The following is a 10,379-nucleotide window of genomic DNA, read 5'->3' as shown; positions in this document are numbered from 1 at the left end:
GCTTCCTTCAGATTCTGCCTCACGACAGACACCCTTGCTCTTGGCTAACGGTAGGCGTTCGCCAGCCCCCGTTCGGGACTTTCACCCTAGAGATGACGCCCATGCTGGGCGTACAACAAAAAAACACGATCCATTGGACCGTGTTTAACTAGATTTCCATGTTCTTAATCGATAATTGATCCATTCGAAGCAACGATACACACTGTACAGACTATGCAAATAAACTCCATAAAACTCTACGATTTTATAAAATAATTCGCATTTTCCTCGGCCCATTGCTTAAACGTGTATGCGGGTTGTCCAAGAACTTCTTCTATTGTAGGTACGATCGTATAAGCATATGGTGGTGGATTGAGATGCCAGCTAATTACGAAGTTGATAACATCCTCTCGAACCCCCATTTTTCGCATCTGTTCTCGTTCTTCTTCTTCCGTCGTCTCAAGTAACGTCAACTGCTGTCCCGTTACCTCTCCGATAATCCGAACTTGATCCGTAACAGACAGCACTTCAGGACCAGTCAGTATATATTCCTTACCCGCATGACCATCCTCGGTCAGAGCAACCGCGGCTACTCTGCCAATATCAGCTTCATGAACGGGTGCATTCAAGGAGCCACTAAATAAATCTCTTACTACCCCTTCATTGCGGATGGAGTCCGTCCATTTACGTACGTTGGACATAAATTCAACAGGATGAAGCTGAGTCCATTCCAGATCACTGGCCTCAACGGCTTGCTCAACGGTTCCTTTTCCTCCCGTCCACAGGACTGTAACTTTGCGAACCCCTGATTTTGTAGCCAGCGCGATGATTTCTGGGCCTGTTTGCAAAGGAACATACTCATCACCTGTCGTTATCAAATGTACAGCTGATACGCCTTCAAAAGCCGCCGCCAAGGTACTCGGATCACTTAAATCCCCAATTGCAATCTCGACCCCTGCAGGTAGTATGGCCTGTGGATTGCGTGTCAAAGCCCTAACTTTCTGACCTCTTCGCAGCAGTTGATCCACGACATGACGCCCCACTGTACCTGTCGCTCCGGTTACTAATATCGTCATTGCTCTTCCTCCTCCTTGTGCTCATAATGTCGAATTGAACGGGTACTGGCTCCGGCGGTAATTTTAATAACTTTTCCGATTTTCATGCCGATCCCCTCCATTTCGATCCAGTGGTCTAAGCTAATTATAAACCCTCACATTAATGTTAGGGGCAATAGTTTATTTGCGATACTGACTATTAGGCAAAAAGCAAAAAAGCAGCCGCTATGGGCTGCTTCCTAATTTAGTAAGTGTGTTGACGCTTCTATACGTCACTATTTAGCTCTGTCAGTTTTCTATACGTCTTCGGTCATTTCACTTTAGAGAACGATAGCCGTCTCCAATCCCATGCGGATCATGTCATGCAGTGCCGTCTCGCGCGTTTCCGACGTAATCGTTTCATTCGTCAACATATGGTCGGTAACCGTTAGTATCGACATTGCACGAGCATTGTATTTGGCAGCAACCATATACATGGCAGCTGACTCGTTGTCGCACGCTAGCACTTGGTATTGAGCCATTTTCTTATACATAGGCTCATTGCCGTCATAAAAATGATCTTCAGTCATTATCAATCCTGCACGTACAGGCAAGTTCATTTTTTCTCCGATATCGAATGCCGTCCTTACCATTTTAAAGTCAGCAGTCGGTGCGTAAGAGAAGTTCTCGAACTCATGTCTGAACATCGCCGAGCTTGTACATACCGCTGTACCTAGTACCAGATCCATATGCTGCACGTCAGGATGGTAGGAGCCGCTTGACCCAATCCGAATCAGGTTCTTTACTCCATAATCGTTTACCAGTTCCGTCGCATAAATGGACATCGATGGCATGCCCATTCCCGTGCCTTGAACCGAGATGCGCTTGCCTTTATACGTTCCCGTATATCCAAGAATACCACGAATTCGGTTATAACAGACGGCATCTTCTAGATAATTCTCCGCGATAAATTTCGCACGCATCGGATCGCCAGGCAGCAATATCGTTTCGGCGATATCGCCTACTTTTGCTTCAATATGAAAGCTCATGATGTATTCCTCCTATCCCTTACAAGCCAGTTCCCGTTGCACCTTCACGATTACGATTAGCTTTATGTGCTTGCTGCCACTCGATTAAGCCATCCACACAAATGAACAAGTTAATAATTGCTAACAGAATCATGACATACAAACCTGTAGAAAGATACATGACAATTAGAATCAAGTTCATTAGAATCCACAAATGCCAGTTTTCCACAATTTTCTTACTTAACAAGTACTGGGCAACCAAGCCAATAACCGCGATGAAAGCATCTAAATATGGATTCGTTGCTCCTGTGTAATTGACTTGAATGTAAGACCAAATACCCCATGTTACTAAAATAATAGCTATCCATATTCCGTAACCCTTTGAAGACAAGCGAATAGTTGGTGCAGTATCCTCTTCGCCTTTATTTTTAACCCAGTAGTACCAGCCATAAATGTTAAAGAGCAACTGCAACGCTGACAAAATGACCATCGCGTAAAGGCCTGTTTGGAAGTAAATATACATAAAGCTCGCTACCGCGATGGCTCCAAACAAGAAGTTGAGAACCTTTTGTCTCGCCAACAGCCATACGTTGATGACACCGACGACAGAAGCAAAGATTTCAATATACGAGGAATCCAGATACAAACCCGCCCCAATACTGATGGCACAAGCAATGATAACAAACAAAGGATGTTTAATCATTTTCTATAACCTCCTAAATGATAGACTGACTTGATGCTTACACGTTCCTTTCAACTTTGAAAACCATTTTCACGTTTAATGATAAGGCTTTCATTTTTCCAAATATAGAATTCAACTTACACTTTTGCATCTACAAACCTGTGCAATTCTGATTAATTGTTAAGCTCGACTATTTCGCTCTTCCAGCTCTAACTGTAATCGCATTGCATTCAAAATTATAATTTCCTGTTTGTTCAAATCAATAACACCCTGCTTCTTTAGCTCTGACAAAGTGCGATTGATACTTCGAGGGGTGACAGCAAATTGGTGACTAAGCTGCTGCTTATCGACCTGAATCACGATTCCTTCTGCCCTCTTTTGACCGTGCGGCAGACAACGGAGCAAATAACTGCACACTCGATCATGCAACGTGTACAGATTGTTGTCTCCCTCTTTCTTCAGAATGTCGTACTGAAGCTTCAAGATGCTGCGGATAAAATACTCATTAAAATTGCGGTCCAACTGGAGCCAATTCAAAAAATGCTCGCGCTTCAGACCCATGAGTACGACATCCGTAACCGCTTCCACGTTACTGATAAAAGGAAGGCGATCCACGATCTCAAGCTCTCCAATCATGTCCCCTTTGTGATAAGTAGACTGCACGTATTTCTTGCCGTTTTCACCAATAACGCTAATATCAGCAACACCTTCCACCAAAATATAGAAACTGTCCTGAATATCGCCTTGGGAGAACAAGATGGTACCCGACTTAAACTTGGTCAACTTCCATTCCCGCAAGATTTCGTAAGGGCATTGCTTCATCATTTCATAAATCTTTTCGTGTTGCTCCATATATTTAATCATTTGCTGCATCCCCATATGTTGGTTCACCTCAAGTATATAGCTCTGGCACAGCTCCAAGATAGGACGCTAGTCCGGCATTTATATAAAAGTAACGGCATTTTAGCGGTCAATCTTTACATAATCGAGACATATGTCTTTCGGGTATAAAGCTACCCATCATTCTATCCGCATACTCCTATTTCCTCTCCAAGTATAAAGAGCCATAGTATTCGACCATCCTAAATAAATGAGGAGGTGAACACTATGGCTAAAGACGTATTGTGTGAAGTAAATAACTGCAAGTTCTGGGCAGCTGGCAATAAATGTGCCGCATCGTCCATCTATGTCGTAAGCAATCGCGGCAATCAAGCGAGCAATAGCGGAGAGACAGACTGCAAAACGTTCGAACCGAAAATTTAAATTCCATTTAACACATGTAGTTTACGAACCACGCAACATGTAAATTAGAGAACTTGATTATGGAGCAGCCCTAGCGGGGGTTGCTCCTTTTCATTGTTCTCGACCGAACATCTGAGCAGCATTTCTGTCTCCTTAGTACAAGTATAACCTCTAAATGAGAATTATTTTCATATGTGTACAAAACTTATTGCAGCCACTTGCTTATTACTTATTGCTTATTTACTCACAGTACATCATAGACGCTAATGCTGTTCGCATAAAAAAGCCACAGGAGATGAAGGAAATCCCTCATTTAAACCTGTGGCTAGCTTTGCTAATGTAATCGTAGACTGCGATAATGCGATAAACTGGTGCTCAGCGTGTACTACTTCCTCTAACGAGCGCCATTGACATATTTACGTAAAATAGCCTCTGTCGCAACCGATAGCGCAACTGCCGCTTATTTTTCCTTGACCCCTAGCCTTTGTACCCGCTCCACTACCGCTAACAAAGCAGGAAGCATCACCGGCAGCATTACAAATCCTAGCAAGCATAAGCCGATCATAACTGTCATCGCTACTTCAATTAGTGTTAGCACTCCCGAAGGGATGAGCGCAGCAAATGTACCACCAAGAATAATTGCGGCTGAGATAACAACTCCACCTATATGACGAGCCGCCTCGATCATGTCTTCCGCAGAATGACCATCCGTTTCACGATAGCGCATCATTAAGAAAATACTGTAGTCTACGCCCAGCGCGACAATCATAATGAAGCTGAAGAACGGAACATTCCAACCTAATTCATTTACAGATAACAAGTGTGTCGCAAGGAATTCACTTATCCCCAATGAAGTAAAGTAGGCTAATACCAATGAAAGAATAATAAAGATGGGTATCCATAAGGAACGTGTGATGAAAATAAGCACAATGCCAATGCCGATCAACATAATCGTTGCTGTTCGTGCAAAGTCACCGCTTGCGATCGCTTCAAGGTCCACATTTTCAGCTGTTTTTCCACCCAATGCTGCCTTGGCATGTTTCAAATCGCTTGCTTGGATCGCAGCCTGCACTTCTGTGTTGATCTGCTTTACGATCGCCATTGCTTCTTTCGAATACGGATTCACGTCCAGCATAATATTCATTTGCACCGTTTTGCGATCTGGAGACATGTACATATCCATCGCTTGTTTAAATTCCTCGCCCTTCAATACGTCTTGAGGAATATAGAACTTTTCCGAAGCCTTGGAATCACTTAGTCCTTGCAAATAGTTCTGAGCATCGCTCAAGCCCGTACTCACTTCTTCCAAGCCTTTCGTGCTTGCTGACAAGCCCGATTGCAGCTTCTCCATATTACTTGTTAACTTGGTCAATCCCGACTGCAACTGCTTTTGACCAGCATTGATATCTGCCAATCCTGTTTGCAAAGCAGGAGGGACTGCGGTCATTTTGTTCGAACCATCCGCTGCTTTTTGCAATCCGCCTTGTAGTTGGGATGCCCCATTATGCAGCTGTGTCACACCTTTTTGAAGCTGTACGAAACCACCATTCACAGCGGAAAGCGAAGCATTTGCTTCTTTAAAGGATGACATGGCTTTGCCATACTCTGTCTTCAAAGTGCTCAGTTGCTTGGATAGTTCCTCCATCTGCTGCTTACCTGCAGCAGCAATACCGATTGCCGTTTGCAAATGCTCATCATTCGCTGCATCTGGATTGGATTGAACATAAACGCCCAAAGCACCTTCGATTTGCTCAAATGCCTGCGCCGCTCCACCAATCGCTTGCTCTAAGCTTGCAAATTGCGTGCTAAAGGAAGACAGTCCTTTCTCCAGCTCCGTATAGCCTTGATGCAACTTCGGCATTGAATGTGATAGCAGATCCATTTGTTCTTTAAGTGATGCTAGACCACTGTCCAACTGTTTAGCGCCATGAGCACCTGAATGTATGCCCTTCGACAACTCTTCAATCGCTTTGCCTAAACTCGAAACACCAGTTTTCACTTCATTCGTTCCATCGATAAGCAACTGCACATTTTGTACGCCATTCGTGTCTGCTTGACCGATCTCTTTATTTGCAGAAGACAGCCCGTCGTTGATCTCGCCAACGCCCTTTGAGGCATCTCCTAAGCCTTTATTTAGTTCCTTTGATTGATCTTTCATATATAACTCATCCATTTTCTTACCAACTGGACGAGTCGTCGTATACACTTCCGCGACACCAGACATCTTGGATATTTGCTCCGCAAGCTCATCCAGCTCTTGTAATGCCTTAGCATTATCCAATGGCTTATCCGATTGAATAAGCAATGTCGTCGGTGAAGAGAAACCTGGAGAGAAATGCTTCTCTATGACCTGAATACCTTGCTTGGAGGCATAGCTATCATCCACCTCTAGCAAGTCGTTGTAGCTCAAGGAATCACTGTACTTCACGACAAATGGGATACATAGTATGGCAATAAATAAAAGGGCTAGAAACGGTCTTGCCACAGATGTCTTCGCTAGCACACCCCAAATTCTGCTTTCACCGTGTCCATCGAACTTCTTAACAGGCCAGAATAACTTTTTCCCTAGCGTAACCATAATGACCGGGTTCAACGTCATCAGTACAAGCACGAGCACGGCAACACCAATAGCAACTGCAGAGCTCGCTCGATAAATACCGAATTCCGCCAAAATTAATGCCATAAATCCGATAAAGACAGCTAACGCACTATAGAGCACCGTTTTTCCAGCAGAACGATACGTTGCTTTTACCGCTGCAAGTGTATTTTCCTGCCGAGTAAGCTCTTCTTTGAATCGAGAGAATAACAAAATATTATAATCGGTTCCGATACCAAATAAGATGACGACTAGAAACACCTGTGTAAAGTTGGAGAACGGGTAGTTAAACCACTCTACAAAATGAGCCACGACGCCAAGTGATACGACATAGGAGATTCCTACCGTTACTAACGAAACAACCGGTACGATAGGAGAACGGAATACGATAATAAGTACGACGATAATAAAGATAACCGCAATAAGTTCGGTTTTCTTAATTCCTTCTTCTGTCGACTTTACAAAATCTTCGATAACTAGGCTGTTGCCTGTCAAATACGTATCTACCGCGTCCACCTTGTTCATCAACACTTCCAACTGCTCTGTTGCTTCAGAGATCGTGCCTTGACTATGACTAACTGACAGCTGCGTTAAAATGGTCGTCTTATCTTTCGAGACGAGCTGACTTTTTGTGTGCTCATCATCTAAATGAGTAAGCATATTTTCAATTCCAAGCTGCGTTTGCTTCGATTGGAATTGTGAAATAACAGATTCAATTTGCTTATGCTGCTCGCTCGTTAAGGGCTTATCACTTCCACTATGGAATACAGCAATAATCGAATAGCTATCGCCACTGTTCTCATCCATCTGGCGTATCATCTCATGCGCGATATTACTTTGCGCACTGTCCGGGATCGATACTTGCCCCTTTTCTCTCACTAATTCCCCGAGGTTCGGCATCGTCATTACGATAACGGCGGTAATGATAATCCAAGCGATAATCGAGGCAATTCTCAAACTCTTTATGTTTCTCATTTTCTAGCTCCTATCTTTACAACATCATCAAAACTGAACACGTGTTTACTTTTATACATGAAAAAAGTATACTCATTGTGATAAAAGCATACAATGGTCAATTTTTAATCATTTATTCAATTTTGAATATATTTAATTAATTATGTTTAATTTTAAACAAAACAAGGAGAATGCCAAATGAGGGAAAAAGCAGAATATAGAAGCGCCATTCGTTCGAGGAACATGATTCGTCGTGCTTTGGTCGAGTTAATGCTGGAAAAAGAATACCAAAAGATTACGATCAAAGATATTGTGGAGCGAGCTGATATTAGTCGTGGAACCTTTTATGCCCATTACTCGGATGTACATGCTGTCATTGAACAGATTGAAAATGAGATTATGGAAAAGATGATTGAATTTCTCGATGAATTCAAACATACCGATCTCATTCAAAATATGATGCCTTTCTTAGCGAAAGTGTCGCACTTCTTAGGTCAAGATATTGAATTTTATCGCATGCTCATTGCGGTCGATGCTGCGAGTACATTTATGACGAAGATGAAGGCTATACTGATCGAGAGTCTACTCAGTTACGAAAGAAAAATGAATACGGTTCAAGAACGTGAAGCGTTTAATCTACACGTCAACTTTTTCGCAAGCGGCCTGGTTGCGATGTATGAAGACTGGTTCAAAGGCAAGCTTAACAGCTCACTCGATGACTTAGCTGCAGCGGTCAGCCGTATTATGGTGCAAGGGTTTCAACCTTTTCTATTGAAATAAATGCATGCAAAAAGCCAAGCGATGTACAGGAGGTATCCTGGTGGTCGTTTGGCTTTTTCTAGCTTATGTTGTATATAGCAACTCGATACATATTAGAATAAATTACCTGTCCATATGAGAAAGGTTGGTATAGAATACAATCACACAGCAGACGTTTACATCTTCCCTACCATACTCCTAAGAGACATTCATAATTCCCGCTACTTCCTTCCATTCATCTGACTTATGCGCTTTCAACAAAATAAGGATAACGAACTTTATACTCTGATAAGGGGGTGATCTTCAAATCTTGAATCCATGAGGTATCGGTGTGTTTCAAGCGGCATCATCAAACCCATTCTAAGGAGGAAGAGTGAAATGAAAAAAGTAAGTTTTGGTCTAATCGCGATTATTATGCTGTTCGTGTTGGCGACAAGCGCATTTGCAGCAACTGCTTCTGCTAATTCACAAAGAACGGAAACAGGTGTTACCACGCATACAGGCGGTAATCTTGCCTTGGACTTTTCTGCTTACGATTCTCGTATCCACGGTTTTATGCATATCCATGTTTATCGGGTTACAACTTCCGGTGATGTCTTTGTCGGCGGTGGATTTAGCATTGAAGGAGGACGGCCTACCGATAACGGCATTCGCAGCGGCACTGTTGATTTGGGTTATCAACCTGCAGGTACTTACAAATACGTCATTATAATTCCAACTAACTGGATGGGACCAAGTGTCTCTTGGCGTACGTATTAGGTCAAAATAAAAATGAGCAGTAGCATGTTCGTATTTGCACTTGCATTTACACTTACACTTACATTCGCATAAACAAATTATATTTTTCAGTTCTCATTGTAAATAAAGGGGACTGTCTCACAAGGAATAAGCCAGCTAGATAGACAGCCCCTTGTTTTGTTTCATCTTCGTAACAACAACTCTTTCAACAGATACGAATGAGATCCGAATCAGTTCCACAAACGTAACGGTTGCCACAGAGGCTATTCAGTGGAAACTTACTCATTTTAAAATCTAACGGTCGCCTGCGAGCTTATTTGTTAGTGATATCGATATCATTCATTATTAATGCCAAAATAAGCGCACTCACGACCGTTAAAAATGAAATACGTACGAATTCGCGTTAATAACGTCAATAGCGACCGTTAGAAGCGTTGGCGTTTCAACTTCCAAATAACCTAACGAGTCCAAATAGCAACGCATGGATTGAATAATACAAGAACACGCAATAAATGTTTGTTGAACGTCTTCGTTCATAATTAGGTCTACCGCTGTCATTATGCAATTTTATGGGGCTTGCATTGGCTTTTATCGGTTTGTATCAGAACATATCGTGCTATACGCTCCCCATCAATTACACTCCAGCAATACGAAATGATCAGGAATGTTTCCATTTCAAATTTTATTTCCAATCTTACTATAACGATTTTGATGGCCTTTAATTTTCCATGCTTTTAGAAGACCAGCACAACATCGAAGCTGCTCGAAAGGTATACATTTGCAAACTGTACCTATCAATGTTATATTACTTGATACATCAATAGTTGACCCATCAATTATTGATCGGTCAAATAATATAGATGGCGTAGAGATATAGCTCTAAATGAAATCGTTCGTATGTTTGCACTCTTAGGAGGCTCGAAAGCATGACACGTAATGATTGCACGGAGGAGCAGATATTGACTCTGCTTAACGGATTGTGCAACAAAATCCACCACAAATTCGAACATTGTACGGGCATAAGCTCGTCTCGGCTCGAAATATTGCACGAACTGTGCGGAGGAGCCGAGATTAAACAGTCCCTTTTACAAAAGCGTATTAACATCGACAATGCCGCAATTACTCGCCATCTTAAGCAGCTAGAAGCTGAAGGCATGGTGACGAGACGCAAAAATCCTGACGATAACCGCGAAACCTTTGTTCGCTTGTCTGATGAAGGACTTCAAAAAATCGAAGGCTACAAAATCGAAAAAGAAAATTTCATTCGCCAGATATTGAAGGACTTCGATGAGAAAGAGATTCCAATACTGGCCGATTTTCTCGCACGAATGAAACACAACATTTCACTTAACAAGGAGCTGTAAGCT

General features: G+C 42.5%; 9 protein-coding genes and 1 pseudogene. 4 read left to right on the top strand and 6 right to left on the bottom strand.

All coding sequences use genetic code 11. The features are described from left to right. Positions 1 to 236: 236 nt before the first annotated feature. From IFO66_RS21640 to IFO66_RS21625, 4 genes are all read right to left on the bottom strand, one after another. Positions 237 to 1,055: an SDR family oxidoreductase gene (locus IFO66_RS21640; protein WP_192027112.1), complete on the bottom strand. Its 819-nt coding sequence runs from the start codon at positions 1,053 to 1,055 to the stop codon at positions 237 to 239. A 299-nt stretch (positions 1,056 to 1,354) separates the two neighbouring features. After that, positions 1,355 to 2,062 carry a purine-nucleoside phosphorylase gene (gene deoD, locus IFO66_RS21635; RefSeq protein ID WP_192027111.1) on the bottom strand — a complete coding sequence of 236 codons (708 nt, stop codon included), beginning with the start codon at positions 2,060 to 2,062 and terminating at the stop codon, positions 1,355 to 1,357. Between the two features lie 19 nt (positions 2,063 to 2,081). Further along, positions 2,082 to 2,744, bottom strand: a complete 663-nt coding sequence (pnuC, locus tag IFO66_RS21630; protein WP_192027110.1) for a nicotinamide riboside transporter PnuC — start codon at positions 2,742 to 2,744, stop codon at positions 2,082 to 2,084. 159 nt (positions 2,745 to 2,903) lie between these two features. Beyond that, positions 2,904 to 3,602 (bottom strand): Crp/Fnr family transcriptional regulator, encoded by a 699-nt coding sequence (locus IFO66_RS21625; protein WP_192027109.1) that lies wholly within the window; start codon positions 3,600 to 3,602, stop codon positions 2,904 to 2,906. Positions 3,603 to 3,830: 228 nt separating this feature from the next. Here IFO66_RS21625 and IFO66_RS21620 point away from each other — a divergent pair, with 228 nt between their 5' ends. After that, the gene (locus tag IFO66_RS21620; RefSeq protein ID WP_084509058.1) at positions 3,831 to 3,986 is read left to right on the top strand and encodes a DUF1540 domain-containing protein; all 156 of its coding nucleotides are present in this window, start codon (positions 3,831 to 3,833) and stop codon (positions 3,984 to 3,986) included. 439 nt (positions 3,987 to 4,425) lie between these two features. On the opposite strand, the gene IFO66_RS21615 is transcribed toward IFO66_RS21620, so the two are convergent. Then, positions 4,426 to 7,536 carry an MMPL family transporter gene (locus IFO66_RS21615; RefSeq protein WP_192027108.1) on the bottom strand — a complete coding sequence of 1,037 codons (3,111 nt, stop codon included), beginning with the start codon at positions 7,534 to 7,536 and terminating at the stop codon, positions 4,426 to 4,428. A gap of 177 nt (positions 7,537 to 7,713) precedes the next feature. Between IFO66_RS21615 and IFO66_RS21610 the strand changes: the two genes are divergently transcribed. Together IFO66_RS21610 and IFO66_RS21605 are read left to right on the top strand one after the other, a co-directional pair. Continuing rightward, positions 7,714 to 8,295 carry a TetR/AcrR family transcriptional regulator gene (locus IFO66_RS21610; RefSeq protein ID WP_192027107.1) on the top strand — a complete coding sequence of 194 codons (582 nt, stop codon included), beginning with the start codon at positions 7,714 to 7,716 and terminating at the stop codon, positions 8,293 to 8,295. A 357-nt stretch (positions 8,296 to 8,652) separates the two neighbouring features. Then, positions 8,653 to 9,033: a hypothetical protein gene (locus IFO66_RS21605; RefSeq protein WP_192027106.1), complete on the top strand. Its 381-nt coding sequence runs from the start codon at positions 8,653 to 8,655 to the stop codon at positions 9,031 to 9,033. 396 nt (positions 9,034 to 9,429) lie between these two features. Here the strand turns inward: IFO66_RS21605 and IFO66_RS21600 are convergent. Continuing rightward, positions 9,430 to 9,561, bottom strand: a pseudogene (locus IFO66_RS21600) (amino acid--tRNA ligase-related protein); the annotation flags it as partial. A 377-nt stretch (positions 9,562 to 9,938) separates the two neighbouring features. On the opposite strand from IFO66_RS21600, the gene IFO66_RS21595 reads away from it, so the two are divergent. Beyond that, positions 9,939 to 10,376: a MarR family winged helix-turn-helix transcriptional regulator gene (locus IFO66_RS21595; protein ID WP_192027105.1), complete on the top strand. Its 438-nt coding sequence runs from the start codon at positions 9,939 to 9,941 to the stop codon at positions 10,374 to 10,376. The last annotated feature ends 3 nt before the right edge of the window (positions 10,377 to 10,379 follow it).

It is taken from the genome of Paenibacillus arenosi, from assembly GCF_014841135.1.
Taxonomy (GTDB): domain Bacteria; phylum Bacillota; class Bacilli; order Paenibacillales; family Paenibacillaceae; genus Paenibacillus_B; species Paenibacillus_B arenosi.
Note: the sequence above shows the minus strand (reverse complement) of the source record. Positions and strands in the feature narration are given on the sequence as shown.

Bases quoted from the DNA above. Each gene is read 5' to 3' on its own strand.
- IFO66_RS21640 (WP_192027112.1), bottom strand. From the start codon at position 1,055: ATGACGATATTAGTAACCGGAGCGACAGGTACAGTGGGGCGTCATGTC.
- IFO66_RS21595 (WP_192027105.1), top strand. From the start codon at position 9,939: ATGACACGTAATGATTGCACGGAGGAGCAGATATTGACTCTGCTTAAC.
- IFO66_RS21605 (WP_192027106.1), top strand. From the start codon at position 8,653: ATGAAAAAAGTAAGTTTTGGTCTAATCGCGATTATTATGCTGTTCGTG.
- IFO66_RS21615 (WP_192027108.1), bottom strand. From the start codon at position 7,536: ATGAGAAACATAAAGAGTTTGAGAATTGCCTCGATTATCGCTTGGATT.
- IFO66_RS21625 (WP_192027109.1), bottom strand. From the start codon at position 3,602: ATGGGGATGCAGCAAATGATTAAATATATGGAGCAACACGAAAAGATT.
- deoD (WP_192027111.1), bottom strand. From the start codon at position 2,062: ATGAGCTTTCATATTGAAGCAAAAGTAGGCGATATCGCCGAAACGATA.
- pnuC (WP_192027110.1), bottom strand. From the start codon at position 2,744: ATGATTAAACATCCTTTGTTTGTTATCATTGCTTGTGCCATCAGTATT.
- IFO66_RS21610 (WP_192027107.1), top strand. From the start codon at position 7,714: ATGAGGGAAAAAGCAGAATATAGAAGCGCCATTCGTTCGAGGAACATG.
- IFO66_RS21620 (WP_084509058.1), top strand. From the start codon at position 3,831: ATGGCTAAAGACGTATTGTGTGAAGTAAATAACTGCAAGTTCTGGGCA.